Consider the following 26,146-nt stretch of genomic DNA (forward strand, 5'->3'; position numbering starts at 1 on the left):
GGCGGTACGGGCGGGACCGCGCGTCGCAGCCGGTCACGCCCGGTTCCCACGGTCCCGGAGGCCACTCACATTTCACCGGCAGCTCTCCGTCCGCGCTGTCAGGCGACCGGCACCGGGCGGGCCCAGTGCGCAGGAAGTCGGCAGGGTCGACTTCCTGCGCGGGGCAAGGGGCGCGCGATGGGGGCGCGCGGCATGACGCTGTGCAAGCAAAAGATCGCATTCCGGTATCAATGATCAGACGCTGGGGCTACGGTGACGATCAAGTCGGGGCACGGAGGCCCGCATCACCTGAGGGGATTTGGGATGCCACATCGGCGTTTGGAGAACGGCCTCACGTCGAGCCCAGCGGTGATGTTCGGCGAAGCGCTCCGCTTCGCCCGCGAGCAGGCGGGCTACACGCAGGAAGAGCTGGGCAAGCTCCTCCACTGCCACCGAACGGTGATCACCCGATACGAGAGCGGCAAGCGTTCGATGAACAGGGACACCGTCGAAAGAGCCGACGAGGTACTCGGCATGAGGGGCCTGCTGGTTCGACTGTGGGAGCGGGTGGACTGGCATGCGGACATCGAGCACCCCGACTGGTTCCAGAAGTACGTCGAGCTGGAAGAAGAAGCTGCGGCGGCCCGGGTGCTTCAGTACATGCGGATCAACGGTCTGCTCCAGTGTGAGGAGTATGCCTACGAAATCTTCCGCCTCGGCGATGCCCGGAACAACCCGGAGTGGCTGGCCGAGCGAGTGGCGGCTCGGCTGAGCCGGCAGGACCGGTTCCTGGCCGATGGCGGGCCGTCAATGATCGTCGTCCTCCATGAGAGCGCGATCCGGAGCGCCATCGGTGGACCGAACACTATGAGAAGGCAGATGGAGCACCTTCTCTCCGTGGGGGAACGGTCGAACGTGCTGATCCAGGTAGCGCCGTTCGCCTTCAAGGCCCGGAAGTTGCCGACCACGTCAGTGGTGCTGCTGGAGATGCCCGACGGGAAGGAGTGGGTCTACTCGGAGAGCCTGTATCGAGGTCACTTCAGTGACGCCCCTTCGGTCGTGCAGGAGACCCGCCGGGACTTTGATCTTGTCCGTGGAGCTGTACTCTCGGTCGACGACTCCTACGCCCTTATCGCTGAAGCAATGGAGGAATACCGACATGCAGAACGCCGAGCTGAGCGGGGCGTTGTGGCGCAAGAGCAGCTACAGCGGGGACAACGCGGGCGAGTGCATCGAGGTGGCCCCAGGGTTCCCCGACCGCGTGCCCGTGCGTGACTCCAAGGACCCCCACGGCCCGACGCTCGTCTTCCCGGCCACCTCCTGGCGCGCCTTCATCACCGCGATTCGGGAGGGGAAGTTCCCGGCGTGAGTCTGGTTTGGCGCAAGAGCAGCTACAGCGGCCCGGACGGCGGCGACTGCATCGAGGTGGCCCCCGGATTCCCCGGCCTCGTCCCCGTACGTGACTCCAAGGACCCCCACGGCCCGGCGCTCGTCTTCCCGGCCACCGCCTGGCGCGCCTTCATCACCGCGATTCGGGAGGGCGAGTTCGCTGGTTAGCGCTGCTCCCTCGACGCCCCGTGACCGCCCCGCGTGCCGGCCGGCCGCATAGCGGCGGCCGGCACGCGGCGCTCATTCGGGAGGAAAGCGCGCCCCGGCGGGATGCCGGTTCGGTCAGTCCCGGCTGCGGGCCAGCAGGGCCGCCGAGTTCGGGTCGCCGACGAGGGTCGCCACCGCCCCCTTGACCACGGTCAGCGCGGCCGGCAGGGCCGCTACCGCCGCCGCCTTGAGCGCGCTGAACGACGTCAGGTCGAACCTGTCGGCCAGCAGCAGGCCGAGGAACGCCGCGGCGTACGTGGCGACGGTGCGCTCGACCAGGTCGATGATGAGCTTGCGCATGGTCAGGACTCCTTCGGGGTGAAGGGGGTGAGGTGCACGGTCATGGGCGCCCGGGTGGCGGCCGTTCGCCGGGGGCATGCCGTCCTGCCGGACTGCGGTGGGTGCCGGGGCCTGCCCGGGTCAGGTCCGGTGCAATCAGCAGGGGTCCGGGTACGGCGGCGCCGCGCGGGCCGTTGGGGTCGGCGGGTCGGAGGGCGTGCGCCATCGGGGAGTTGGCGCCTGTGGTGTACACGTTCACGCGGGTCGGATCCGACGACGGACTCGGCGTCGATTCGTTGCCGGGTTCAGCCCCGCGTACGCCTCACCTCGGCGGGGCGCCCAGCTCCACGGCGCGCCGGGCCCCACTCGGATCACCGGGCGCGTCGAGCCGCCGTCCACCTGGCCATCTAGTCTGACGGCATGACTCAAGCTCTGATGAACCGCTACCGCAATGCCGTGGAACCGCTGCTGGAACCGGGCGAGCACCTGTTGGACGTCGCGACGGTGGTGCCGGTGGCCGGGGCGCGCGGGGTCGGGGACGGGATGGGGGCACGGGTCGGCAACAAGCTGGGACAACTCGGAGCGGTGTCAGGGCAGTCGGGCAGCTTCGCGAGCGGCTTTCCGACCACGACGGGCGGGGCGCGGACCAGGCTGCTGGCCGTCACCGACCGCCGGACCGCGTTCGTCACGGCGCTGGACGTCCGCAAGGCCGGCGAGCTGCTGTGGCACGCTCCGCGGCAGCTGGTCCTGCGGGTGGAGCGGCGCCCGAGGCTGCAGGCGATGGCGCGGTTCCGGCTGCACTTCGCAGACGGCTCGGCGGTGTCGATGTACACCGCGCGGCGCCGCACGATCGAGGCCCTCGCCGATCACCTCGGACGTTAGGGCCCGGGTTCTCCGGGCCCGCCGTCCACGGTCACCGGCGCCCGGGAGCGAGCCCGCACGCTCGCGAACGGCCGACAGCTCGGCGGTCCGGCGCTTGAACTCAGCCGGCGGCGTTCACCAGTTGTTCTGCCGTGGCGGCCGCTTCGTCAGCACTGGTGGTTTCGAGTCCCGCTGAGGACGGCCCGTCGTGCGATGTCTGGGTGTAGACGAGATAGCGCCCTTCGGGGACGAGCGCGATGGCGACGGCGAGGATGTCTCCGTCGCCGAGCCACCACTGGGGCCCTGTGCTGAACCGCAGCGTTGCATGGCTCGTGAACGGGTAGTAGCGGCTCAGCGAGGTGCTTCTCGCGGCGAGGACCAGGTCCTGCAAGATGGGCGGAATCCACGACCCGCCGGGAATCCGGCACAAGTCGTCCTGTTCCGCTGCTGCTCGGGCCTGGAAGTCCCACGCCTCACTCAAAGGGTCGTTCACGGCTGGAATTCTGCCGTGGTTGTCCGTCTCCGGGAAGGTGGCGCTCTGATCCGGTGGGCGCGCTCGGCAACCGGTCAGGCACGGAGGGGAGTTGAGCACAGGAGCGGATTGCGGGGCCGGGCGCGGGCGGGGCAGGGTGTGGGCGCAGACGCGCGTGCGACCCGAGAGGACCCCCTGCTGGTGAAGAAGCTGCTGAAGGACGTGGCGACGAGCTGCGTCTATCTCGTCGCCATGCTGGTGAACCCGCTCCTCAACGGCGTGCAGGAGCTGCGGGCGCTGCACTGGCCCACCGAGCGGCGCAAGCTCAAGCTGGTCAACTCACCGCAGGCGCAGGCGGCCCGGGCGGCGGAGCGGGAGCGGATCCGGGGGCTGGTCGAGGCGCTGGGGGCGGTGGAGGGGGTCGAACACGTGCTGACCCAGGTCCTGGACCAGTCCACCCGTCCGACCTTCCACGGTTCGGACCACCCCAGACACACGCTGCTGGTCTGCCGGATCTACGCCCGCGCCTACTTCGTGATCCGGGAGGACGTCCTCGACGTCCTGCCCCGGATCGCGGCGGCGGACGTGGCCGAGTGGCAGGCCCACGGCCAGGGGCCGGATCCGAGCGGGAGCCTGGACCACGCGCTGCGCTGGTACCGCGACGGCGGCATCGACGCCAACGGCTGGCGGATGGACTCCCCCTGTCTGTCCAGCCCCGGTGCGACCCTGACCTGGGACCGGCCCGAGATCCCGCCCCGGGACCCGATTCCGGCGGGCCCGTACATCAACCGGCTCTTCGTGCTGGAGCAGACCCCGCCGGACGCGGACGCGGCGCAGCTGCTGAGCGAGGCCCGCGCGGACGGGCGGGGCGTGGTCCTGGAGCTGGTGTTCGGCGCGAACTGGGTCGGCTACTGCCAGTACCACAAGGTGGCGCGCGGGGGCTTCCTGGGGCGCGGGCGGCGCTGAGCGAGGGCGGCGCGCCCGGACCGGCCGGGGAAGGCCGTCCGGGCGTCCTCACCCGTTCAGCCGCGGCTCAGCACTGGGGGCGGCGGCCGTGGTTGGCCCCGCGCCTGGCCCTGGCCTTCTTCTTGCGGCGGCGCTTCGACGACATGGCCACTCCTCTCGCAACCGGGACACTGCCGGGCTACCACGGTTCCACACCCGGGCGGACCCGGCCCGTCGAGCGGCTGCGCGCGGGCCTCAGGCGCCGTTGCCCGCCAGGGCCGCCCGCCAGGCCGGGCTGTCCACGTAGTGGTTGTCGAAGCGTTCCGCCGAGGCGGCGATCGCGCCCGGGTCGCTCTCGCCGCGCATGACGCTGCCCAGCAGGCGCAGGTAGTCGAAGCGGTCCATGCCGGGGGTGAACACGCACAGCACGTCGGCCTCGGCGCCCGGGGCGGCGGCGAAGGCGTGCGGGGTGTGCGGGGGCACGGCGAGGAAGTCGCCCGCGCCCAGCACGGTGACCTCGTCGCCGACCAGCACCCGCAACGAGCCGCTGATCACGAAGAAGAGCTCCCACGCCCGGGTGTGGAGGTGGGCGGGCGCTCCGGCGGCGCCGGCGGCGAAGGTGGAGCGGTAGACGGTGAAGCCGCCCTCCGCCGGGGCCGAGTCGGCCAGCAGCGTCATGGTGGCGCTCGGGTCGGTGCAGGTCTCGGCCTCGGCGCAGCGGGTCAGTACGGGGGCGGCGGTGTTCTTCGTCGTCGTCATGTGACCAACCTACGGCCGGAAAGGCCCCCGATCAGGTGGCAATCAGTGACCGTTTCCATGGGTCAATTCCTCCTGCGTCCTGGGCGGCACCGGAGGCCCGGAACCGGGGTCCGGGGGTTCCTCCGCCATGTCGGGAAAGGTCAGTCGGGGAGGTTGCCGTTGCCGCCCATGTTCGCCACCATGCGGCGCAGCACGTTGATCGTCGTCACGAGTTCGTCGGTGCCGATGCCCTCGTGGGCGCGCTCGCTGATCTTCAGGTTGCGTTCGCGGGCGCGCAGGCGGCCGGCCTCGCCCTCCTCGGTCAGGGTGAACGCCCCGTCGGCGTCCTCGGTCAGCCAGCCGCGGGCGGTCAGGTCGTCGAAGACGGCGTCGAAGGCGGTGTCCTGGTCGTCGTACGGGGTGAGCCGCTCGATCAGGGTGGTGCGGGTCCATCCGCCGGGGCGGCCGGCCGCGTGGTTGAGCGTCCACCAGTGCGGCTGGGTGAGGCCTTCCACGGCCAGCTGCTCGCGCAGGCCTTCCACCACCACCCGGCGGTAGACCTCGCCCGTCCAGGCCCCGATGGGCTGGGCGGCGATGATCTGCGGTTCGTAGGTCTTGATCGTCATGTCCGGTGCTCCTTCAACTGATCGTCAGGATGCGACCGACCGTAGGACCTCAAGCCGACGTGAGGTCAAGGCGAATCCGCAGACCTGATCCCTTCGGTGGTCAACTCCCTTCTAGGCTGGCCGACATGAAGACCGCACCGGCGCTCGCCACCGCCCTCGCCCTGTCCGCGGCCACCGTGCTCACCGCAGCCGGCCCGGCCTCCTCGGCTCCGTCGGCCGCCTCGGACCCGCTGGAGCGCTACCACCGCCAGCCGCTCGCCTGGGCCGTCTGCCAGGACCCGCAGCTGGCCGCCGCCGGCGCCGAGTGCGCGGCCCTGACCGTCCCGCTGGACTACCGCGAGCCGCGGGGCCGCACCCTGTCGCTCGCCGTCTCCCGGATCCGGTCCGCCGACCCCGCGGGGCGCCGCGGCATACTCCAGACCAACCCCGGCGGCCCCGGCGAGCGCGGGCTGGACATGCCGGTCGCGCTGCGGGAACAGATGGCGCCCGGGACGGCGGCGGCCTACGACCTCGTCGGCATGGACCCGCGCGGGGTCGGCGCCAGCGGCGGCCTGGACTGCGGCCTCACACGCGGCACCTGGCTGCGCTCGGCCGGCACGGGCCGGGCGGGCTTCGAGCAGGCCTGGCGCATGGCCAAGGCCGACGCGGACGCCTGCTGGAACAAGTACCCCGACCTGCTGCCCCACCTGACCACCCGCAACACCGCCCGGGACGTCGACGTGCTGCGCGCGGCGCTGGGCGAGCAGCGGACCTCCTTCTTCGGGCAGTCCTACGGTGCGCTGCTGGGCGCGGTGTACGCGCAGCTGTTCCCGCAGCGCGTCGACCGGCTGGTGCTGGACAGCGCGCTCGACCCGGCACGGTACGGCATCGGGGCGTTCCAGGACATGGCCGGCGCCAACGAGCGTGCCCTGGACGGCTTTTCCGCCTGGGCCGCGCCGCAGGACGCCGTCCACCACCTGGGCTCCACCCCGGCGGCGGTGCGGGCCGCCGTCGAGGACCTGGTGCGCCGGGCCGAGGCCGCGCCGATCGCCGTCGACGGCTACCGGCTCGACGGCGCCCTGCTGCCGGTCCTGCTCGCGTTCTGCCAGGGCGACGACCGCGACAACGCCGCCTACGCAGACGTGCTGCGGCAGCTGCTGGACGCCGCCGACGGCAAGCCGGTCCAGGCGAGCCCGGCGCTGCACGAGCTGCTGACCGTGCTCCTCGCCCCGGGCCCGGACGGCGGCGCCGGCCTCTCGTCCACGGTCGGCATCCTGTGCGACGACGTGGCGATGCCGCGCTCGTCCGCGTGGTACCGCGAGGCCGTCGAGCGCTCCCGCACCGCCGAGCCGGTCTTCGGCCCGGTGTACAACGGCCCCACCCCGTGCGCTTCCTGGCGCAGCGCCCCGCTGGAGCCGCCCGTCGAGGTCCGCAACGCCGTCCCCGCCCTCCAGCTCCACGCCACCGGCGACAGCCACGCCCCCTACCAGGGCGCCCTCGCCCTGCACTCCCGTCTGACCGGCTCCCGCCTGGTCACCGTCCCGGGCCGCGTCCACACCCTCTACCTCAACGGCTACAACGCGTGCGCCGGCCGGGCCGTCGACGCCTACCTGTCGGCGGGCGTGCTGCCGGCCGCGGACACCGTCTGCTGACCAGGGCGGTCCCGCGGCCGGTCTGCGGCTGCGCCGGTGCTCTCGTCCGCTACCGCTGGGACACCTCCGCGAGCCAGGAGGTCAGCAGGCGGTTGACCTCCTGGGGGCGTTCCTGCTGGACCCAGTGGCCGCAGCCGTCCAGGATGTGGGAGGAGACCAGGCCGGGGAGCGTGGCCGGGTAGGCGTCGATGGCGTCGGCCATCCAGGTCGTGGAGGCGTCCAGGGCTCCGCCGATGAACAGGGACGGCTGGGTGAGGGGGGATCCGTCGAGGTCGGCGAGGTCCTCCCAGTCGCGGTCCATGTTCCGGTAGCGGTTGAGTGCTCCGGTCATGCCGGTGCGCTCGAACTCCCCGGCGTAGTGGTCGAGATCGGCTTCGGTGAGCCAGGAGGGCAGCCGGTCCGCGGGGAACCGCTCGCGCAGGGTCCCGCCGCTGCTGACGAAGTGCGGGTCGGGCTCCCCCGGCGCCGGCATGGTGTCGGCGGACAGGGCGGCGTAGAACCCGGCGAGCCAGCCCCGGACGTCGGGTTCGACCTCGGTCTCGGCCCGGCCCGGCTCCTGGAAGTAGGAGACGTAGAACTCCTGCTTCCCGGCCCCCTGGTCGCCGCTCATCCGTGCGAAGACGTCGCTGGGGCGGGGGCCGCCGGGCGGGGTGTAGGGGACGCTGAGCAGGCCCACCGCGCGGAAGACCTCGGGGTGGAGCAGGGCGGAGGCGGCCGCGATGTTCGCGCCCCAGTCGTGCCCGATGATCACCGCCGTCCGCTCGCCCAGGGCGTGCACCAGGGCGAGGTTGTCCTCGACGAGGGCGCGCATCCGGTACTCCCGCGTCGCGGACGGCCTGGAGGACCGGCCGTAGCCGCGCACGTCGAGGGCGACCGCGCGGTACCCCGCCGCCGCGAGGGCCGGGAGCTGGTGGCGCCAGGAGTACCAGGACTCGGGGAAGCCGTGGACGAGCAGGACCAGCGGCCCGGCGCCCTGCTCGACCAGGTGCAGCCGTCCGGCGGGGGCGTCGACGGTGCGGTGGCGCAGGCCTGTGGACGGTGCGGGCTGGTGCATGGCTTCTCCTCGGGGTGCCGGTGGCCGTGGTTGCGCACCGATCATGCGGTGCGGCGGCCGGGGGATGCGACCGGCCTTGACGTTTTGGCAAACTTGCAGCACAGGGGCGGTCCGCGTGGCCCCGCACCGAGGAGGGGAGGAGTCGCGATGGCCGAGGACGACATCACCGGCGTGCCGGCCGAGGACGGCGTCGCCGGTGTGCTGGCCGCCATGGGGCCCCGGCTGCGGGCCGTACGGGAACGGCACGGCCACACCCTCACCGAGGCGAGCCGCGCGAGCGGCGTCGGCCTCAGCACGCTGTCGCGGGTCGAGAACGGCCGGCGCAAGCCGAACCTGGAACTGCTGCTGCACCTGGCGAGGGTCTACGGCGTCTCGTTGGACGAGCTCGCCGGCCTCGCGCCCGCCGCGCCGCGCGAGGCGCCCCGGCCCGTCCCCCGCCGCCCGGCGGACGGCAAGGCCGTGCTGCCGTTGACCCGGTACGTCGGGGGTCTGCACGCCCACAAGCACGTCCTGCCCGCCACCGACGACCCGCCGTCGCGGCCACGGCAGGTGTCGCACGAGGGGTACGAGTGGCTGTGCGTGCTCTCCGGCCGCCTGTGGCTGGCGCTCGGCGAACACGACCTCGTCCTCACCGCCGGGGAGGTCGCCGAGTTCGACACCCGCACCCCGCACGGGGTCGCCAACACCGGGCCCGGCGGACCGGCCGAATACCTGATCATGTTCGGACCGCAGGGCGAACGCCTGCGCCCGCGCGTGCGTCCGACGGCCGACTGAGGCGGCGCCACCGCCCGCGAGGGGCGCGACCACCCGGCCCGGCCCGCCGTCAACGGCCCGCGGCGGCCTCCCGCAGGAACGCCCCGAAGGCCTCGACCGCCGGCGGCACCCGCTGCCCGCGCCGCGTCGCGGTGTACACCTGCCGCACCGGGGTGTCGTCCGGATGCAGCCGGATGAGGGCGATGCCGGGGCGGCTGACGCGCGCGGCCAGGGAGGGGATGAGGGTGGCGCCCAGTCCCGCTGCGACCAGGCCGAGTTTGGCGGTCCAGGCGGAGACCGCGTACTCGATGCGGGGCTGGAAGCCGCTGCGGACGCAGGCGGCGAGGAGGGTGGATTCGGCGTGCCGGCGGGCGGCGATCCACGGTTCGTCGGCGAGTTCGGCCAGCCGCAGGCGGCGGCGTCCGGCGAGGCGGTGCCCGCGCGGGAGGGCGACCAGCACCGGGTCCTCCATCAGCGGGCGGAAGTCGAACTGATCGCCGTCGTCGGTGGGTTCGGTGTACGAGGCGACCAGGGCGAGGTCGATCGCGCCCTCGCGCAGCAGGTCCAGCAGGTGTGCCGCCAGCCCCTCGGTGAGGCTGATCGCCACGTCCGGGTGAGCGGCGCGGAAGGCGGCGAGGGCGCCGGGGACGAGGGCTGCGTTGGCGCTGTCGAAGGCGCCCACCCGCAGCCGCCCGGCGGTGAGTTCGGTGAGCGCGTCCAGGTCGCGCCGGGTGGTGTCGAGCCGCTCCAGCATCGCCTCGGCGTGCGGCAGCAGCGCGCGTCCGTGCTCGGTCAGCCGCACCCCGCGCGCCAGCCGGTCGAACAGCGGTGTGCCCAACTCCCTTTCCAGGGTGGCGATCTGCCGGGAGATCGCGGACTGGGTGAAGCCCATCCGCTCGCCGGCGGCGGTGAAGGAGCCCAGGTACGCGACGGTGCGGAAGACATCCAGCCAAGCCATGTCCATTCGGCATGACTATCATGCGGGACATTCGCTTGTCGCCTGGCTCGCGGCTTCCTAGCGTGGTGGCCATGAAGAAGATCGCTTTTCTGGGGCTGGGCCGGATGGGCCTGCCGATGGCCCGCCGGCTCGCCGCCGCCGGACACCCGTTGACCGTCTGGAACCGCTCCCTGGGCCGCGCCGGGGACCTCACCGAGGCCGCCACCCCGGCCGAGGCCGTGCGCGGCGCGGACGTCGTCGTCACCATGCTGTCCGACCCGGCGGCCGTCGCCGAGGTGGCCGGACAGTTCACGACGGAGCTGGCGCCGGGCACGCTGTGGATCGACATGTCCTCGATCGGCCCGGAGGCCACCGCCGGCCTGCGCGCCCGACTGCCCGACGGCGTCGCCCTGGTGGACGCCCCGGTGATCGGCAGCGTGGGCCCGGCGGCCACCGGCGACCTGGTGGTCTTCGCGGGCGGCGAGGACGCCGGCCTGGACCGCGCGCAGCCCGTCCTGGAGCACCTGGGCCGGGTGCGGCGCTGCGGCGGCCCGGGCTCGGGCGCGGCGCTGAAGGTGGTGGTGATCGGCGCGATCGTCGCCTCCGTCACCGTCATCGGCGAAGTCCTCGCGGTGGCCGAGGAGTTGGGCGTTTCGCAGGAGCAGGCGCGGGAGGTGCTGTCGGCCGGGCCGCTCGCGGGGGTGGTGGCCCGGGCGTTCAGCACGGAGTCGGACTTCCCGGTCCGCCTCGCCGCCAAGGACCTCGCCCTGGCCGGCGGCGGCCCGGTGCTGACGGCGGCCCGCGAGGTGCTGCTGGCGCACCCGTCGATCGCCGAGCAGGACCTCTCGGCGGTGCTGGGGGCGCTGCTGCGCCGGTAGGGCGTCACCGGCGGGGCGCCGGGAGCGGATCCGGCCGGGCGCCGAGCGGCGGTTCCGGCGGTTCCGGCGGTTCCGGCGGTTCCTGCGCGGGCTGGAGGCCGGAGCGCCGGTGGAAGGGGCAGCTGCCCGGGCGGTGGCCCGGGCGGCCGCCGTCACGGTCAGGCCACCGCCACCGCGAAGACCGCGGCGATCAGCCAGGCCGACGCCGACAGGCCCATGGCGAGGGCCCACGGCCACCCTTGGGACAGCATCAGCCCGCCGCCGAACCAGGTCGCGAGGAACAACCCGACCGCGGTTCCCGCCGGAGCCCTCCAGTCGCCCCGGGACGGCCCGGCCAGGCCGCGGGCCAGCACCGTCGTCCCCGCGCCGACCAGCAGCCCGATCCAGAGCATGGCGAGCCACGGGGTGCTCGGCGGGTCGGTCCGGTGCCCCTGGTAGGCGATCTCGGCCACCCGGCCGTGCCAGAACCTCAGCTCCACCACCGAGCCGACGTCCACCGCGTCGTAGAAAGACTCCCTGACCGCGTAGGTGTCGCTCGGCGCGTTCTCCCGCGCCACCGCGATCCCGTAGGAGGTCGAATCGTTGCCGGGGTCCATCCACTTCTTCGTCACCCGGCCGCTCTCCAGCCGCAGGCAGTCCTCCTGCGGCCCGGCGGCCTGGGCCCCGCAGGCGGGGGCGTCGTAGTAGGCGGTGCGGTCGTCGTACGCGGCGTCGAACCGGACGAAGCCGAACGCCACGACCGCCAGCCCCATCAGGGTGAGCAGGCCACGCAGCAGCAGCCCGGCCGCCGCCCGCCCGTGCCATGGACGCCGGTCCTGCGGGTTGTCCGTCCTGCCCATGGGTCCCCTCCCGCCCGTCGAACCAGGTCTCGAACCAGGTCTCGAATCAGGTCATTGTGCCCGTGGGACGCGGGGGCGATCGGCGTTCCGCGGAAATCGGCCGCACCCGATCCCGTTCCTCCCGAAGTCCCCGCTGTGCCCGTCGGCGGGGGCCGGCCCCCGCCCTGCGGTGGTTGATGCCGATCCGCTCCGATTCCCGGCCCCGGGTTCACCGTGGCCGGCGGCGCGAGCCGGGGCCGGTGGCGCGGGCCGGGGCCGCTGTCCGGGCGTCCCGGAGCGCTCCGGCGAGGAGCTGACCGCCGCGGCGAACTCCTGGCCCCGGCAGTCCGTTTCGCCCCTCTTTCCGTCAACCGGGGCCGCACGGACCCACCCGGCCGGGGGACGGAGCCCGGTCCGCCCCCCGGCGGGCCGTAGCGTCGTGGCGGCAGGCGGCGCGGGGCGGTTCGGGAGGGGTGGCGGAAGTGCGGGTCGGGCGGGTGCCGGGACTGGTGGCGGCAGTGATGCTGGTGCTGGCGGCGGGGTGCGGCGGAACGCCGCCGCAGAGCGAGGACGTGCCACCGCCGGGGCAGGACGACGGGCGGCCGCCGGCACTGGTGTACCGGGGGCCGGCGGCCTGCGAGGGATGCCCGGAGGCGGCAGGGGGGCTGCTGGAGCGGGCCGGGTTCGCGGTGCGGTTCGTCGGGCCCGGGGAGCAGGTGCGGTTCGGCCCGGCGGCGCTGGCGGGCGTGGCACTGTACGTGCAGCCCGGCGGCACCAACGGGCAGGAGGTGGCCACCGCGTGGAGCCTGCTGGCGCGCGACCCGGGCTTCTCCCCGGACCTGGTGCGCGCCTACGTCCGCGGCGGTGGGCGCTTCCTGGGGCTGTGCATGGGCGGTTACCTGGCCGGCGACCCGGGATTCGACCTCCTGCCGGGCGACTCCGGGCAGTACATCCGCTCCCCGGGCACGACCGTCACCGACGAGCGGGACCGCCTGGTCGACGTCCTGTGGCGCGGCCGCCCCCAGCGGATGTACTTCCAGGACGGCCCGTACTTCGACGTCGACGGCCCGGGCACGGACGTGCTCGCCCGCTACCCCAACGGCCGCACCGCCGCCGCCGTCACCCCGTACGGGCAGGGCCGGGTCGCGGTCAGCGGCCCGCACCCGGAGGCGCCGGCCGAGTGGTACCGCGACTACGGGCTGCCCGACCAGTCGCAGGCCGGCCTCGCCCTGGGCGAGGACCTTCTGCGCACCCTGATGGCCGCCCCGACCGCCCCGGCACCCACGCCCACACGCTGATCCAGCCGTCCCGCCGGCACCCCGGAGCGGGAAGCCGGCCTGCCGGCCTGCCGCCCTGCCCGTCGGCTAGCCGATCACCGCGTCCACCTCGACCTCGACCAGCCACCGCTCGTCGATGAAGCGCGACACCTCCACGAAGGTGGTGACCGGGCGGATCTGCGCGAAGCGCTCACCGTGGGCACGCGCGGCCTCCCGCCACTGGCTCATGTCGGTGAGCATGATGCGGGTGCGCACCACGTCCGCGAGCGTGGCGCCCGTCTCCCGCAGGGCGGCCTCGGCGATGTCCAGGCAGCGGACGGTCTGGGCGTGGACGTCGCCCTGGCCGACCGTCGCACCGTCCTCGCCGAGCGGGGCGGTGCCCGCGACCGCGACGTGGTTCCCCTTGCGCACGGCCCGGGAGAAGCCGATCCGAGGTTCGAGGGGGGAGCCGGAGCTGACTGTCTGTCGAGTGCTGTCCATCGCACCATGGTGCCGTACCGGGGTGCGCGTCGAGCCGTGATCACGTGCGGGTCGGACGAGGCCTTCGGTCTCATCCGCGCGGGTGACCGGCGCGGGCCGGCTCCGCGCGGAAAAGTGCACTAGTGCACCCGGCGGGCCGCCCGTCTGCGCGAACGCTCCCGCAGGCCGCCCGGCCTGCCGCAAAGCACCCCACCGCACTAGTGCGCCAGCCCCAAATCCCGTAGCAAAAAGGCTTGTTGAAGGCATGCGTACGGCGTACATTCCTCGGCATGGACAACCGCACGACCGACACCGACATCCTCGTCTCCGGCGCCGGCATCGCCGGTCCCGCCCTCGCCTACTGGCTGCGCCGCCACGGCTTCACCCCCACCGTCGTCGAGCGCGCCCCCGCCCCGCGCCCCGGCGGGCAGGCCGTCGACCTGCGCGGCGCCGGGCGCACCGTGATCGAGCGGATGGGCCTGATGGAGCGGGCCCGCGCGTTGTGCGTGGAGCAGCGCGGCATGGCCCTGGTCGACCGGCGCGGGCGGACCACCGCCCGGATACCCGTCGATCTGTTCGAGGGTGAGGGCATCGTCTCCGAGATCGAGATCCTCCGCGGCGACCTCGCCGACCTGCTGCGCGAGGCCACCGACGGCGTCGAGTACCTCTGGGACGACACCGTCACCGCGCTCGACCAGGACGCCGACGGCGTCACCGTCACCTTCGAGAACGCCCCCGCCCACCGATTCGCCCTGGTCGTCGGCGCGGACGGGCTGCACTCCGCCGTCCGCCGCCTCGCCTTCCCGGGCGGCGGGGCCCACCACCGCCCCCTCGGCGGCTACCACGCCTGGTTCACCGTCCACGACCCCGCCCTCGCCCTCGCCCTCGACGGCTGGTTCCTGATGTACAACGCCCCCGGCGGCCTGGTCGCCGGTGCCCGCCCCGGACGGCTGCCCGGCGAGGTCAAGGCCTCCCTCGGCCTGCGCTGCGCGCCCCTGGCGTACGACCGCCGCGACACCGCCGCCCAGCGGCGCCTGCTCGCCGAGCGCTTCGCCGGCGCCGGCTGGGAGGTCGACCGGCTGCTCGCCGGGATGCGCACCGCCGGGGACTTCGCCTTCGACTCCTTCGGCCAGATCCGCCTCGGCCACTACAGCCGCGGCCGCGTCGCCCTGCTCGGCGACGCCGGCTACAGCCCCAGCCCCCTCACCGGTCTCGGCACCAGCCTCGCCCTGGTCGGCGCCTACCTGCTGGCCGGTGAACTCGCCGCCGCCGCAGGCGACTTCCGCACCGCCTTCGCCCGCTACGAGGAGCTGATGCGCCCCTACGTGACCCGCGCCCAGGAGCTGCCGCCCGGCGGCCTGAACGGCTACGCCCCCGACAGCGCCCTGATGATCCGCCTGCGCGCCGCCTCCATGCGCTGGATGGGCCGCTGGCCGCTGCGCCCCGTCCTGGCCGCCCAGTTCGCCAAGGCCGGCGACATCGCCCTGCCCGACTACCCCGTCCCGGCCCGCTCCGCCTGAACCCGCACCCCCGCACCCCGCACCTCGCGCGCCCTTGCGCCGCCGGATCCGGCCCGTCCGGCCGCCGCCGCGCGCCTACGGCCGGCCGTTACCTGGTACGCGGCTGGTTGAAGCGCAGCATGTTGCCCGACGGGTCGCGGAAGGCGCAGTCGCGCACCCCGTAGGGCTGGTCCATCGGCTCCTGCAGGACCTCGGCGCCGGCCGCCCGCAGCCGCTCGAAGGTGGCGTCGCAGTCGTCGGTGCGGAAGATGACGCCGCGCAGCAGCCCCTTGGCGAGGAGTTCGGCGGCGGCCTGGCGGTCGGTCTCGGAGGCGTGCGGGTCGGCCAGCGGGGGCTCCAGGACGATCTCGACGCCGGGCTGGTCGGGCGAGCCGACGGTGACCCAGCGCATGCCCTCGAAGCCGACGTCGTTGCGCACCTCGAAGCCGAGGACGTCCCGGTAGAAGGCGAGCGCCCGGTCGTGGTCGTCGACGGCGATGAAGCACTGCGCGAGTTCGATGCTCATGCCCGTCACGCTACGGGAGCACCGGGGACGCCGTCCCGCCGGGCGCCCTTCGCCGTCTCCCCCGCCGTCTCCTTCTCTCCCGCGCGCCGCACCGGGCGGGTGCGGATCTTGGCGATGCAGGCCGGGATCGCCGCGCCCTGCTCGTGGTCGCGGGCCCGGTAGGCGCTGGGGCTCTGCCCGACCAGCTCGGTGAAGCGGGTGCTGAAGGAGCCCAGCGAGGTGCAGCCCACCGCCATGCACACCTCGGTCACGCTCAGGTCCCCGCGCCGCAGCAGCGCCTTGGCCCGCTCGATCCGGCGGGTCATGAGGTAGCTGTACGGGGTCTCGCCGTAGGCGGCACGGAAGCTGCGCGAGAAGTGGCCGGAGGACATCAGCGCGGTGCGGGCCAGCGCCGGCACGTCCAGCGGCTGCGCGTACTCGCGGTCCATCCGGTCCCGGGCCCGGCGCAGCCGCACGAGGTCGTCGAGCGGCACGCGGTTCGCGGGGGACACACGGGAGGGTGGGGACGAGGTGGACACACCGGCCACCGTACCGAGTGCCGCCGACGGACGGGCTGCCCGCCCGGTGTCCCCCGCACGGCGCAGCCCGCTCGCGCCCGCCCCGCCGCGCCGACCACCCTGGAGCAACGGCCGGACGGCGGAAAGGGCGACAGGGGTGGACGGCGACGACCAGCAATCCACCGCCCCGCGCGCGCCCGGCAACCGGACGGTGGTCCTCGGTGTGCTGGCCGCCACCGTCGTCACCCTGCTCGTCCAGGCGGCCAGCGGCACCGGTTCGCGTCTGGTGCTGCTGCTGGTGTTCCTGCCCGCGCTGCTGGCGGGCCTGGGCACCGTCGTCCAGACGGTGGCCGTCTCGGTGTGGGTGACCGCCGTGGTCGTGGTCCACTCGGTGCTGTTCCCGCCCGGCGACCTGCCGGCCCGGCTGGGCACCCTGCTGGGCGTGATCGCCGCGGAGGGCGCGGTGATCGGCCTGTGCGCGCGGCGGGTGCGGCGCGAGCGGCAGCTGTCCCGGATACGGCAGAGCGCCGTCGCCCTCCAGCGCCAGCTGCTGCGCCCGCTGCCCGTCACCACGTCGGATGTGCGTCTGGACGGGCTGTACCGGCCGGTGGAGCAGGACGCCCTGGTCGGCGGCGACCTGTACGACATCGCCGCCACCCCGCACGGCACCCGGGTGCTGGTCGGTGACGTCCAGGGCAAGGGCCTGCCCGCGATCGGGACGGGCTTCGCGGTGCTGAGCGCCTTCCGGGAGGCGGCCTTCCGCGAGCCTCACCTGGCCGCCGTCGCCGACGCCCTGGAGGCGGCGGTGGAGCGGCACAACGCCTACGCGGTGCAGAGCGGTGAGCAGGAACGGTTCGTCACCGCCACCGTGCTGTGCGTCCGCGGCCCCGGCGGGGACGAGGAGCGCTCCGCCACCGAGGAACGCTCCGCCACCGAGGTGCAGGCCGCCACCGAGGAACGCTCCGCCACCGAGGTGCAGGCCGCCACCGAGGTGCGGGCCGTCAACTGCGGCCACCTCTCCCCCTATCTGCTGCACCCGGACGGCCGCGTCGAGCCCGTCACCCTGGATCCCGGGATCCCGCTGGGCCTCGCCGCGCTGGCCGCCCCCGCCGGCGACCTGCGATCCGTACGGCGCTTCGCGCTGCCCGGGGACGGGGTACTGGTGCTGCTCACCGACGGCATCACCGAGGCGCAGGACGCCTCCGGCACGTTCTACCCGGTCGAACGGGGCCTGGCCGACCTCGCCGCCACCCCCGCCGACGCCCTGCCCGAGGCCCTCGACCGACGGGCCCGTCACTGGAGCGGCGGCCACAGCCGCGACGACGTCACCGTCCTCGCCGTGCGCCCCGCCCCGTAGCCGCCGGGCCGCCGGGCCGCCGACGGCGGGTTGCGGCGGCCGTCCGCACCGTGACCCCCGGCTGCGGGTTCCACCTGCGGCGATCTAGGGTGCTGCCATGATCCCCACACCGATATCCGCGTCCGAGTCCGGCCCGGTCTCCCCCCTGGCGGACGGCTCGTCGCAGGGCCCGACGGACGACTTCCTGACCGATCCCGCCCAGGCGCTGCGGGTGATGATGGAGGGCAACGCCCGCTTCGTCGCGGGCAACCCCGAGCACCCCAACCAGGACGCCGGGCGCCGCGCGGCGCTCGCCCCGGCGCAGCGGCCCTTCGCGGTGCTGTTCGGCTGTTCGGACTCCCGGCTGGCCGCCGAGATCATCTTCGACCAGGGCCTGGGTGACCTGTTCGTGGTGCGCACCGCCGGGCACGTCACCGGTGCGGAGGCGCTGGGCAGCATCGAGTACGGGGTGAGCGTGCTGGACTGCCCGCTGGTGGTGGTGCTGGGGCACGACTCCTGCGGTGCGGTGGCGGCGGCGCTGGACTCCCTGGAGCAGGGGCGGCTGCCGGGCGGCTTCGTCCGGGACGTGGTGGAGCGGGTGACTCCGAGCGTGCTGTCGGCCAGGGCGGCGGGCATCGAGGACCGGGACGGGATCGTGGACGAGCACATCCGTCAGACCGTGGACCTGCTGGTGGAGCGCTCGCAGGCGCTGGCCGCCCGGGTCGCCGAGGGGAAGGTGGCGGTGGTGGGCCTGTCCTACCGGCTGCGCGACGGCCGGGCGCGGCTGGTCGCCGCCCAGGGGCCGGTGGGCTGACGGCGGGTCCGGCGCCCGTCCTCGGGAACCGGATGCCCTGCCGGACCGGGTGCCCTGCCGAACCGGATGTCCGGCCGCCTGCCCGCCGCCGTGTGACGGCTGTTCGGCCCTTCCGCCGCCGCCGGTGCCGGTGGAGGCGGCCCCGGCCGCACGACGATCGCGGCCCGGTCTCGGCGGCCGTCGGCGCCGGGGCCGGGCCGCGTCCACGGCCCACCCCGGCGCACCGCTCACCGCCGTGCGCCCCCGCTCACGGCGCGATGGTCGCCCCGCAGGAGTCGCACACCCGCGTCGCGGGCAGCTGGAGGAAGCAGGTGGGGCAGATCGCCGGCGGGCGCGGCGGGGCGGTGGCGGCGGCCTTGCGCTCCACCGAGGCGCGCAGGCGCGGGGCCAGGGCGGGCGTGCCGCCGTCGGCGGGCAGGTCGGCGCCGAAGTGCCGGTAGCAGGCCAGTCGGGCGGCGGCCGCGTGCTGCTCGCGGTCCATCTCCGCGGCCACCGGCGGCTGTCCGGCCACCGCCAGTACCTCCTGGTAGCCGGGGCCGACCCTGCCGTCCGTGGCGTGCACCACCAGGGCGGTCAGCGGTGGGTCCCCGCGCCGGTGCGCCTCGCGGATCACCAGGGACAGCACCTTGCCGATCCAGTGCCGCTGGTTGACCCGGGTGCGCACCCCGGAGGCCTCCTGCACCGCCTCGGCCAGGTCGGCGTAGGTGATCACCGCGTGGTAGCGGCGCGCCACCTCCACCAGGGCGGGGTAGGCCGCCCTGGTCCACACGATGTGCGCCTGGCCGGCGCTGACCGCCGAACCGTCCGACGCCCGCCAGTAGCTGTGCTGCTGCTCCGTCATCCGCCCGCCCATGTCCGTCTTGTCCGTGTCTGTCCTCCGCAGGCCCCGCCGGGAGCGAGGCTACCCCGCCCCGGAGCGGCGCCCTCGGGCGGGGCCTCGCCTCGGGCGGGGCTTGACTTCAAGTGCTGTTGAAGTCGTGGAATGGGTGCCGACCGCAGCCGTACGGGCATCGCGGTCGATGCCCCGCCCGTACGGACCCCGTACCGGGGCCGGGGCCGCCGCCTTTCCGATCGTGCCGACGGCGGCCCCGGCTCCCGGGCGCCCCTCCGTACGCCGCGGGAACGACGGACGGCCCCTTGCCCGACTCCCCGCCGGCAGTGCCCCGGCAGGACACCCGCGGCCACAGCACCCCAGCCCGCACACCGGAAGTCGGCCCCGCCGGCTTCCGGCGCAGGCCGACGCGCACCGGCACCCCGCTGGAGTAGTTCCTGCACGCCCCCGGACCCGGGGCGGCGGCCGGAAGGGCCGGTTTCGGCCGGCCGCGGAAAAGGAGACGCGGTGCGGTCACGGGTGAGGACCGTGACCGCACCGCGAACTCATCACCCCGCGGGGGTGATCCGCGTCACACCGATGCGGTGGCCCGGCGGCGGCGTCGTCCGGCGGGCGGGGTGGGGTCGGCGTTCCAGGCGGCGACGGGGTTGCCGAGCCAGCGGGTGGCGCCGGGGACGTTCTCGCCGCGCATGACCAGGGAGGCCGGGCCGACGGTGGTGCCGGCGCCGAGGGAGGAGTTGAGCAGGACGATGGAGTGCGGGCCGGTGGTGGAGCCGGCCGCGAGGTGGACGGGGCCGAGCCGCATGACGCGGTCGTGGAAGAGGTGGGTCTGCAGGACGGTGCCGCGGTTGACGCTGGCGCCGGCCTCGACGGTGACCAGGTCCGTCTCGGGCAGCCAGTGGGTCTCGCACCACACGCCGCGTCCGATGCGGGCGCCGAGGCTGCGCAGCCACGCGTTCAGGTAGGGGGTGCCGGTGATGGCGTGGCCGCCGAAGGGCATGGCGAGTTCCTCGACGAAGGTGTCGTAGAGCTCGTTGCGCCACACGAAGGAGGACCACAGCGGGTGCTCGGCGACGCGGAAGCGTCCGACGAGCAGCCACTTGGCGGCGGTGGTGACGGCGCAGGCGACGACGGCGGCGGCGAACAGCACCAGTCCGGCGGCGCCGAGGGCCGCGCCGAGCCCGTAGTCGTCGCGCAGTTCCTGCAGGGTCACCAGGACGAGGTCGCCGAGCAGGGCGGCGAGGACGATCGGCAGCAGCCGGCAGAGTTCGACGCCGGCGCGCGCCCACATCAGGCGCCGGGGCGGGTCGTAGGTGCGCCCTTCGGCGCCGGTGTCGGCGACGCGGGGCAGGGCGAAGGCGGGGCGGCCGAGCCAGGAGGAGCCTTCGGGGGCGTGGGCGGGGGTGTCGGAGAGCACGCCGACCAGGGAGTTGTCGGGCAGGTGGCGGCCGGGGCCGACGATGCCGGAGTTGCCGACGAAGGAGCGGCGTCCGACGTGGGAGGGGTCGAGGTGGAGCCAGCCGCCGCGCAGTTCGTAGGGGGCGACGAGGGTGTCGTCGGCGAGGAAGGCGCCGTCGTCGACCCGCATCAGGCCGGGCAGGGCGAGCACGGTGGAGGCTTCGACGCGCCGGCCGACGCGGGCGCCGAGCAGGCGCAGCCACACCGGGGTGAAGAGGCTGGCGTAGAAGGGGAAGAGGGTGCGCCGGGCGGTGTCGCCCAGGCGGCTGACGGCCCAGGCGCAGAAGGCGACGCGGCCGGTGGCGGGGTGGAAGCCGGGGCGCAGCGGGCGGGAGAGGAGGCGGATGAGCAGCGCTATCAGGACGGCGTAGCAGGCGAAGGTGATGGCGACGAGGGGGATGGTGGCGGGCAGGAGTTGGACGAGGGCGGCGGTCAGGGTGGCGTCGGTGTCGATCATCGGGTAGATGATGAGCAGGGCGGGCAGGGCGGCGATGACCGGGATGAGGCCGAACAGGGCGAACCCGAGGCCGTAGGCGAGGTTCCAGCCGCGGGGGGCGGGGGCGGCGATGGTGGGCCAGTCGGCGAAGGGCCCGGCGGCGGGGCGGGCCGGGGAGCCGTACCAGTGTTCGCCGGGCGGGACGGTGGCGGTGACGCAGGAGCCGGGGGCGATCTCGGCGCGGGCTCCGATGCGGGCGCCGGGCATGAGGGTGGCGCGGTGGCCGATGCGGGCGCCTTCGCCGATGTCGATGTGGCCGAGGTGGAGGGTGTCGCCGTCGAGCCACCAGCCGGCGAGGTCGGCTTCGGGTTCGACGGAGCTGTGGGCGCCGAGGCGGGCGAGGCCGGTGACGGGGGGCAGGGTGTGGAGTTGGACGCCGGGGCCGACGCGGCAGCCCAGGGCCCGGGCGTAGCGGGTGGCCCAGGGGGTGCCGGCGAGGGCGGCGGTGCCGAACATGGTGGTGTAGCGTTCGGCGGCCCACAGGCGCAGGTGGACGTGGCCGCCGCGGGGGTGGCTGCCGGGGCGGATGCCGGCGGTGAGGAGGCGGGCGCCGGCGGAGGCGAGCAGGGTGCGGCCGGGGGCGCTGTAGAGGAGGAGGAGTCCCGCGGCGACGGGCCACCAGGAGCTGTGCGGGGCCCAGGTGAGGTGGCTGCCGGTGAGGTTGTCGAGGGCGATCAGGACGAGGATCCAGCGCAGTCCGGCGAGGGTGAACATGCCGAGGAGCAGAAGGGTCTGCCAGAGGCCGGCGCTGCGGGGGGTGCGGCGTACGGTGCGGCTGCGGGGCGGCGCCTGGGTGGTCGTCTGTTCGGGTGCGGCGGCCGGGGTGAGGGTGTCGAGGTAGGCGGCGAGGTCGGTGAGGACGGGGTGGGCGTAGAGGTCGGCGACGGAGACGCCGTTGTGGCGGGTGCGCAGTTCGGAGACGAGGCGGGCGGCGGTGAGGCTGGAGCCGCCGAGGGCGAAGAAGTCGTCGGCGGCGCCGGGGCGCATGCCGAGCAGGCGTTCCCAGTGGCCGGCGAGCCAGCCGGCGGTGCCGTCCAGTTCCTCGGCGGGATGGGCGTCTCCGGTGGTGGCGAGCGGCCAGGGCAGGGCGCCCCGGTCGACCTTGCCGGAGGTGCGGGTGGGCAGGGAGTCGACGAGGGCGAGGACGGGCACCAGCGGGGCGGGCAGGCGTTCGAGGAGCTGCCGGCGGGCGGTGGTGAGGTCGCAGGTGGTGCCGGGCTGGGCGACGAGGTAGCCGACGAGCAGGTCGGCGCCGGCGGGGGTCTTGCGGACGGCCGCGGCGGCGGCGCGGACGTGGGGCAGGGCCTGGAGGGCGGCGTCGATCTCGCCGAGTTCGATGCGGCGGCCGCCGAGTTTGATCTGGTCGTCGGCGCGGCCGAGGAAGACGAGGCCTTCGGGGTCGTTGCGGACGAGGTCGCCGCTGCGGTAGACGCGGGGTGAGGTGAGGGCGGGGTGGGCGCTGAACTTCTCGGCGTCCTTGGCGGGGTCGAGGTAGCGGGCGGTGCCGACGCCGGTGATGAGCAGTTCGCCGCTCTCGTACCAGGGGACGGGGTTGCCGGCCTGGTCGACGACGGCGATCTCCCAGCCGTCGAGGGGGGCGCCGATGCGCACGGGCTCGCCGGGGAGCATGCGGGCGGCGGTGGCGACGACGGTGGTCTCGGTGGGGCCGTAGGTGTTCCAGAACTCGCGGCCGTCGACGGCGAGGCGGTCGACGAGTTCGGCGGGGCAGGCCTCGCCGCCGACGATGATCAGGCGTACGGCGTCCAGGCATTCCTGCGGCCACAGGGCGAGCAGGGTGGGGACGGTGGAGATGGCGGTGATGCGCCGCTCGACGAGCCAGGGGCCGAGGTCGGTGCCGGCCTTGACCAGGGAGCGGGGGGCGGGGACGAGGCAGGCGCCGTGGCGCCAGGCGAGCCACATCTCCTCGCAGGAGGCGTCGAAGGCCACCGACAGGCCCGCGAGGACGCGGTCGCCGGGGGCGAGCGGCTGCTGCGGGAGGAAGAGTCGGGCCTCGGCGTCGACGAAGGCGGCCGCCGAGTGGTGGGTGACGGCGACGCCCTTGGGGCGGCCGGTGGTGCCGGAGGTGAAGATGATCCACGCGTCGTCGGCCGCCACGGGCCAGGCGGGGCGGCCGCGGGGGCGGGTGGCGGCTGCGGCGTGCAGGCTGCGCCCGGGGCCGAGGACGGCGCAGACGGCGGCGTCCTGCCAGATCATCTCGGCGCGTTCGTCGGGGTCGTCGGCGTCCACGGGGACGTAGGCGGCGCCGCAGCGCATGACGGCGAGGATGGCGATGTAGAGGTCGGCGGTGCCGGAGGGGATGCGGACCCCGACCCGGTCGCCGCAGCCGATGCCGTGGCCGGCCAGCTGCCCGGCGAGGGTGTCGACCTCGTGCAGCAGGGCGCGGTAGTCGAGGACGGTGTCGCCGGTGTCGAGCGCGGGCGCGTGGGGGTACGCGTCGGCGGTGGTGGCGATGATGTCGAGCAGGCTGCGGGGGTGGGCGGGTTGGGCCACCGGCCAACCCGCCGCGGGGCCCGGATGGGGGCGGTGCAGCGTGCTTGGGCCGGCCGTGTCGTGGCGTGCGTCCATGGATGGGTTTCCTCGGCTCCGGGGTTCTGGGGGCGCGTACGGGTGTGACGGCGGGTGAGGCCGTTGCCGCCTACGGGGACAGCGCCCACTCACCATGACTCCGCTGGGAGTCGGCTGGATGCAGCGAAGGGCGATCAAAGGAAATTCTCATCATCGATGCCACACAGGGGTGGCAACGGCATGAATCGAAAGATATTTCGTGGGTTTTCGATCGTTTTCGCTGGTGAAGAGTAATCGCCGAATACCGGAGGAGCGCGACGGGAGAGGGAAGAGTGATGAACGGCATGGCGTCCGGAACGGTACCGGTAATGAGGGGGCCGCTACCGAATCGGGGGGTTCTGGTCGGATCATCGGCCTGTTCACGGTTTTCACATCTTCGTGTGGGAGTCTTCCGCGCCCCTCACCGCGGCTCCTTCCTGTGAGCGGGCTGGGCAACGGCCCATCAGGCTGGGATTCCGCTGACGGCGGCGGGGCCGGGAACAGCCCTCGAAGGCCCGAAGTTGGCCGGAAAACGAGTCCGCTCGTCTGGTATGTGGCGTACGGCTCGAACCTACACGCCGCCCGCCTGGCCTGCTACCTGCGCGGGGGCCGCCCGAATGGCGGAACGCAGGACTACCCCGGCTGCCGCGACCGGCGCCCGCCGCGCCGGGCGGTGGCCACCGTGCTGCCGGGCACGCTCTACTTCGCCGGGCGCTCGCTCACCTGGGGAGGCGGCTCGGCCTTCTACGACCCGGCAGCTGACGGCGAGGTACCGTGCCGCGCCTACCTGTTGACGGCCGGTCAGTTCAGCGACATCGCCGGCCAGGAGATGCTCCGCTCCCCCGGCACCGACCTCGACCTCACCCCGGTGCTCACCACCGGACGCGCCGAGCTGGGTCCGGGCCGCTACGAAACCCTGCTGCACGTCGGCGAGTTGGACGGGCACCCGCTGCTGACCTTCACCGCGCCCTGGGGCGTGGCCGGCGCCGAACTCAACGCCCCCGCCCCGCCCTACCTGCGCACCCTGGCCGCAGGCCTGGCCGAGTCCCACGGCTGGGGCCCCTGGCGCTCGGCCGGCTACCTCGCCACCCGCCCTGGCGCGTCCGGGCACTGGACCCCGCAGGCGGTGGCGGCGGTACTGGGCTGAACGGGGGCACGGGGCGGGCAGGCGGGCGAAGAGTCAGACGTTCGCGGAGCGGCACGGTTCGAGGCCGGACGGGCACAGCTCGGGCTCCTGGAAAGCGGTGGAGCCCGGGGTCCAGGTCGGCTGCGGGGACCGTGGCGGGTCGTCCGAGGTCCGTACGGGCTCGGCGTAGGCGTACTGGACGACGGTCACCGCCTTCCCGCCGCCGAGGTCGACCACCCGCTGGTGCACCGGCCCGAACAAGTGGGTGTCGTCGCCCCGCAGTTCGACCTTCCCCACGTCGCCCGGGAAGAAGGTGAAGAACGACAGCCGCCGGTAGTCGCCGATCGTCTTCGGCTTGTGCCTGGCCGTGAGGACCTCGGTCCGGTTGCCGTAGATCTCCGTGGACAGCCCGCCGTCGACCCGGGTGAGCGAGGCGGAGCACAGGTGGGAGTCGTCCACGAGCCACAGCACGTCCGCCCGGTCCTGGCCGTCGTCGTCCAGCACGATCGGGTTCGACAGCGCGGGGACGGGACAGCGCTGCAGGCGCATGCCGGCCAGCTCGTCCGCGATCCACTGCTTGGACGCCGGAGCCGGCTCGGGCAGCACCACCGAGTGCACCGTCGGCGTCGCCGACACCGCAGGCACGGTGCTCGGCGGCGCCTGCCCTCCGCCGCCCTGCCCCGTACAGGCCACCGCCGCCAGCACCAGCACCACCGCCGCCGCGCACCCGCCCCACGCCGTCCGCCGCATCACGCCTCCCCCGTGCCGCTCCCCCGTGTCACTCCCCCGGACCGTGATCATGCCCAACCTGAGGACCCGGGAGTGTCCGGGAACGGCAACAGCCCTGCACCGGAGCGGCGTTGGCCGTGCGCCGGTGGTGGTGCCACCGCACCACGTCGCCCGGGCCGCCGTCGAATGCTCGTACGCCCCGCCGACCGACGACCGGTGGACGGAGCAGTCAACGGCGCGGGCCGCGCCGTTCATCGCGCCGTCCATCGTTTGTCGACCGGTGTTGCGCATCGTTCATCGCGGCGCGGGAGACAGCCTGCGCCACCCACCGAAGACACACGGAATCGAGGGAAACCATGCGCACCTCCGCACGCTTCGCGGCGCTGGCCGCGGTGGCCGCCATCGGACTCGGCACCATCGCCACCGGCACCGCCCAGGCCGCCCCGACCACCCCCCAGCCCGCCCGGGCCGCCCTCTCGGCCGCCCGGAGCACCGCGATCCACCTGCACAACGGGACCGGCTGCACGCTCTACCGGACCGACTACTCCCTGGCCCACGGCATCTGGACGCAGGGCCAGGAGCCGCCGCAGACCCTGGGGAACACCAACGACTTCACCTTCCAGTCGGAGAGCAACGGATTCATGACCGGCACCGAGGGCACGGTGACCTTCCGGGGGTACAACTGCGAGGACGGCTGGCGCGAGGGCAAGGCCGTCGTGCTGCACTGGGCCAACCCCTACGTCGGCTCCAACAGCTACGACGACAACGGCACCGACCGCGGCATCTTCCGCACGACCCGCGAGGGCGGCGGCGGCGACAACGCCGACGTCTTCTGGGGCGCGTGGAAGGCCTGATCCCGGCCACCGGGCACCGCCGGGCAAGCGCCGTCGGACAGTTCAGGATCTGCTCGGACCCCCGCACCCGCGCCGGGTGACGCTTGAAGGGCGGCGCCCCGCGGCCCGCTG

At 74.3% G+C, this 26,146-nt stretch carries 27 protein-coding genes; 14 read left to right on the plus strand and 13 right to left on the minus strand.

Annotation, left to right across the window (positions count from 1 at the left end):
* The first annotated feature begins 318 nt into the window (after positions 1 to 318).
* The 3 genes from AB0O11_RS20675 to AB0O11_RS20685 are packed head-to-tail and all read left to right on the plus strand — an operon-like array spanning position 319 to position 1,536.
* The gene (locus tag AB0O11_RS20675; RefSeq protein WP_363388790.1) at positions 319 to 1,254 is read left to right on the plus strand and encodes a helix-turn-helix transcriptional regulator; all 936 of its coding nucleotides are present in this window, start codon (positions 319 to 321) and stop codon (positions 1,252 to 1,254) included.
* Positions 1,217 to 1,348: a DUF397 domain-containing protein gene (locus AB0O11_RS20680; RefSeq protein ID WP_363388792.1), complete on the plus strand. Its 132-nt coding sequence runs from the start codon at positions 1,217 to 1,219 to the stop codon at positions 1,346 to 1,348. The genes AB0O11_RS20675 and AB0O11_RS20680 overlap by 38 nt, the downstream gene beginning before the upstream one ends.
* Positions 1,345 to 1,536, plus strand: a complete 192-nt coding sequence (locus tag AB0O11_RS20685) for a DUF397 domain-containing protein (RefSeq protein ID WP_363388795.1) — start codon at positions 1,345 to 1,347, stop codon at positions 1,534 to 1,536. The genes AB0O11_RS20680 and AB0O11_RS20685 overlap by 4 nt, the downstream gene beginning before the upstream one ends.
* 114 nt (positions 1,537 to 1,650) lie before the next feature.
* Here AB0O11_RS20685 and AB0O11_RS20690 read toward each other — a convergent pair whose 3' ends face one another.
* Positions 1,651 to 1,875, minus strand: coding sequence for a holin (locus AB0O11_RS20690; protein WP_224277736.1), 225 nt, complete (start codon positions 1,873 to 1,875; stop codon positions 1,651 to 1,653).
* A 399-nt stretch (positions 1,876 to 2,274) separates the two neighbouring features.
* Between AB0O11_RS20690 and AB0O11_RS20695 the strand changes: the two genes are divergently transcribed.
* Positions 2,275 to 2,736 carry a hypothetical protein gene (locus tag AB0O11_RS20695; protein ID WP_363388798.1) on the plus strand — a complete coding sequence of 154 codons (462 nt, stop codon included), beginning with the start codon at positions 2,275 to 2,277 and terminating at the stop codon, positions 2,734 to 2,736.
* Positions 2,737 to 2,836: 100 nt separating this feature from the next.
* Here the strand turns inward: AB0O11_RS20695 and AB0O11_RS20700 are convergent, their stop codons facing one another.
* Positions 2,837 to 3,208 (minus strand): DUF6193 family natural product biosynthesis protein, encoded by a 372-nt coding sequence (locus AB0O11_RS20700; RefSeq protein WP_363388801.1) that lies wholly within the window; start codon positions 3,206 to 3,208, stop codon positions 2,837 to 2,839.
* Between the two features lie 180 nt (positions 3,209 to 3,388).
* Here AB0O11_RS20700 and AB0O11_RS20705 point away from each other — a divergent pair, with 180 nt between their 5' ends.
* The gene (locus AB0O11_RS20705; protein ID WP_363388804.1) at positions 3,389 to 4,153 is read left to right on the plus strand and encodes a hypothetical protein; all 765 of its coding nucleotides are present in this window, start codon (positions 3,389 to 3,391) and stop codon (positions 4,151 to 4,153) included.
* A gap of 234 nt (positions 4,154 to 4,387) precedes the next feature.
* Here the strand turns inward: AB0O11_RS20705 and AB0O11_RS20710 are convergent, their stop codons facing one another.
* Both AB0O11_RS20710 and AB0O11_RS20715 read right to left on the minus strand, forming a co-directional pair.
* On the minus strand, positions 4,388 to 4,891 hold the full coding sequence (locus AB0O11_RS20710) for a cupin domain-containing protein (protein ID WP_363388806.1): 504 nt from the start codon (positions 4,889 to 4,891) through the stop codon (positions 4,388 to 4,390).
* A 140-nt stretch (positions 4,892 to 5,031) separates the two neighbouring features.
* On the minus strand, positions 5,032 to 5,496 hold the full coding sequence (locus AB0O11_RS20715) for a MarR family transcriptional regulator (RefSeq protein ID WP_363388809.1): 465 nt from the start codon (positions 5,494 to 5,496) through the stop codon (positions 5,032 to 5,034).
* Between the two features lie 125 nt (positions 5,497 to 5,621).
* Here AB0O11_RS20715 and AB0O11_RS20720 point away from each other — a divergent pair, with 125 nt between their 5' ends.
* Positions 5,622 to 7,127: an alpha/beta hydrolase gene (locus AB0O11_RS20720; protein WP_363388812.1), complete on the plus strand. Its 1,506-nt coding sequence runs from the start codon at positions 5,622 to 5,624 to the stop codon at positions 7,125 to 7,127.
* Positions 7,128 to 7,176: 49 nt separating this feature from the next.
* Here AB0O11_RS20720 and AB0O11_RS20725 read toward each other — a convergent pair whose 3' ends face one another.
* Positions 7,177 to 8,181, minus strand: coding sequence for an alpha/beta hydrolase (locus AB0O11_RS20725; protein WP_363388814.1), 1,005 nt, complete (start codon positions 8,179 to 8,181; stop codon positions 7,177 to 7,179).
* Between the two features lie 147 nt (positions 8,182 to 8,328).
* On the opposite strand from AB0O11_RS20725, the gene AB0O11_RS20730 reads away from it, so the two are divergent.
* The gene (locus AB0O11_RS20730) at positions 8,329 to 8,955 is read left to right on the plus strand and encodes a helix-turn-helix domain-containing protein (RefSeq protein WP_363388817.1); all 627 of its coding nucleotides are present in this window, start codon (positions 8,329 to 8,331) and stop codon (positions 8,953 to 8,955) included.
* A 49-nt stretch (positions 8,956 to 9,004) separates the two neighbouring features.
* On the opposite strand, the gene AB0O11_RS20735 is transcribed toward AB0O11_RS20730, so the two are convergent.
* Positions 9,005 to 9,892: a LysR family transcriptional regulator gene (locus AB0O11_RS20735; protein WP_363388820.1), complete on the minus strand. Its 888-nt coding sequence runs from the start codon at positions 9,890 to 9,892 to the stop codon at positions 9,005 to 9,007.
* A gap of 71 nt (positions 9,893 to 9,963) precedes the next feature.
* Between AB0O11_RS20735 and AB0O11_RS20740 the strand changes: the two genes are divergently transcribed.
* Positions 9,964 to 10,749 (plus strand): NAD(P)-dependent oxidoreductase, encoded by a 786-nt coding sequence (locus AB0O11_RS20740; RefSeq protein WP_363388823.1) that lies wholly within the window; start codon positions 9,964 to 9,966, stop codon positions 10,747 to 10,749.
* 158 nt (positions 10,750 to 10,907) lie between these two features.
* Here the strand turns inward: AB0O11_RS20740 and AB0O11_RS20745 are convergent, their stop codons facing one another.
* Positions 10,908 to 11,588 carry a hypothetical protein gene (locus tag AB0O11_RS20745; protein WP_363388825.1) on the minus strand — a complete coding sequence of 227 codons (681 nt, stop codon included), beginning with the start codon at positions 11,586 to 11,588 and terminating at the stop codon, positions 10,908 to 10,910.
* A 488-nt stretch (positions 11,589 to 12,076) separates the two neighbouring features.
* Here AB0O11_RS20745 and AB0O11_RS20750 point away from each other — a divergent pair, with 488 nt between their 5' ends.
* Positions 12,077 to 12,865, plus strand: coding sequence for a hypothetical protein (locus tag AB0O11_RS20750; protein ID WP_363388827.1), 789 nt, complete (start codon positions 12,077 to 12,079; stop codon positions 12,863 to 12,865).
* Positions 12,866 to 12,931: 66 nt separating this feature from the next.
* Here AB0O11_RS20750 and AB0O11_RS20755 read toward each other — a convergent pair whose 3' ends face one another.
* Positions 12,932 to 13,324 carry a RidA family protein gene (locus tag AB0O11_RS20755; protein ID WP_363388830.1) on the minus strand — a complete coding sequence of 131 codons (393 nt, stop codon included), beginning with the start codon at positions 13,322 to 13,324 and terminating at the stop codon, positions 12,932 to 12,934.
* A gap of 269 nt (positions 13,325 to 13,593) precedes the next feature.
* Here AB0O11_RS20755 and AB0O11_RS20760 point away from each other — a divergent pair, with 269 nt between their 5' ends.
* Positions 13,594 to 14,823: an FAD-dependent monooxygenase gene (locus AB0O11_RS20760; protein ID WP_363388833.1), complete on the plus strand. Its 1,230-nt coding sequence runs from the start codon at positions 13,594 to 13,596 to the stop codon at positions 14,821 to 14,823.
* A gap of 88 nt (positions 14,824 to 14,911) precedes the next feature.
* Here AB0O11_RS20760 and AB0O11_RS20765 read toward each other — a convergent pair whose 3' ends face one another.
* Both AB0O11_RS20765 and AB0O11_RS20770 read right to left on the minus strand, forming a co-directional pair.
* Positions 14,912 to 15,328: a VOC family protein gene (locus tag AB0O11_RS20765; RefSeq protein WP_363388836.1), complete on the minus strand. Its 417-nt coding sequence runs from the start codon at positions 15,326 to 15,328 to the stop codon at positions 14,912 to 14,914.
* 5 nt (positions 15,329 to 15,333) lie between these two features.
* Positions 15,334 to 15,801 carry a helix-turn-helix transcriptional regulator gene (locus tag AB0O11_RS20770; RefSeq protein ID WP_363389112.1) on the minus strand — a complete coding sequence of 156 codons (468 nt, stop codon included), beginning with the start codon at positions 15,799 to 15,801 and terminating at the stop codon, positions 15,334 to 15,336.
* 181 nt (positions 15,802 to 15,982) lie between these two features.
* On the opposite strand from AB0O11_RS20770, the gene AB0O11_RS20775 reads away from it, so the two are divergent.
* Together AB0O11_RS20775 and AB0O11_RS20780 are read left to right on the plus strand one after the other, a co-directional pair.
* Entirely contained in the window at positions 15,983 to 17,182 is a 1,200-nt protein-coding gene (locus tag AB0O11_RS20775; RefSeq protein ID WP_363388838.1) for a PP2C family protein-serine/threonine phosphatase, read from the plus strand.
* A 214-nt stretch (positions 17,183 to 17,396) separates the two neighbouring features.
* On the plus strand, positions 17,397 to 17,975 hold the full coding sequence (locus AB0O11_RS20780) for a carbonic anhydrase (protein WP_363389115.1): 579 nt from the start codon (positions 17,397 to 17,399) through the stop codon (positions 17,973 to 17,975).
* Positions 17,976 to 18,222: 247 nt separating this feature from the next.
* Here AB0O11_RS20780 and AB0O11_RS20785 read toward each other — a convergent pair whose 3' ends face one another.
* Positions 18,223 to 18,816, minus strand: a complete 594-nt coding sequence (locus AB0O11_RS20785; protein WP_363388841.1) for a hypothetical protein — start codon at positions 18,814 to 18,816, stop codon at positions 18,223 to 18,225.
* Positions 18,817 to 19,378: 562 nt separating this feature from the next.
* Positions 19,379 to 23,347, minus strand: a complete 3,969-nt coding sequence (locus AB0O11_RS20790) for a Pls/PosA family non-ribosomal peptide synthetase (RefSeq protein ID WP_363388844.1) — start codon at positions 23,345 to 23,347, stop codon at positions 19,379 to 19,381.
* Between the two features lie 532 nt (positions 23,348 to 23,879).
* Between AB0O11_RS20790 and AB0O11_RS20795 the strand changes: the two genes are divergently transcribed.
* A complete protein-coding gene (locus AB0O11_RS20795) occupies positions 23,880 to 24,473 on the plus strand; it encodes a histone deacetylase (RefSeq protein ID WP_363388847.1) in 594 nt (197 codons plus the stop codon).
* 33 nt (positions 24,474 to 24,506) lie between these two features.
* Here the strand turns inward: AB0O11_RS20795 and AB0O11_RS20800 are convergent, their stop codons facing one another.
* Complete coding sequence (locus AB0O11_RS20800; protein WP_363388850.1) at positions 24,507 to 25,202, minus strand: hypothetical protein; 696 nt, start codon at positions 25,200 to 25,202, stop codon at positions 24,507 to 24,509.
* Between the two features lie 335 nt (positions 25,203 to 25,537).
* On the opposite strand from AB0O11_RS20800, the gene AB0O11_RS20805 reads away from it, so the two are divergent.
* Positions 25,538 to 26,035: a hypothetical protein gene (locus AB0O11_RS20805; protein ID WP_363388853.1), complete on the plus strand. Its 498-nt coding sequence runs from the start codon at positions 25,538 to 25,540 to the stop codon at positions 26,033 to 26,035.
* The last annotated feature ends 111 nt before the right edge of the window (positions 26,036 to 26,146 follow it).

It is taken from the genome of Kitasatospora sp. NPDC093102, from assembly GCF_040683915.1.
Taxonomy (GTDB): Bacteria; Actinomycetota; Actinomycetes; order Streptomycetales; family Streptomycetaceae; genus Kitasatospora.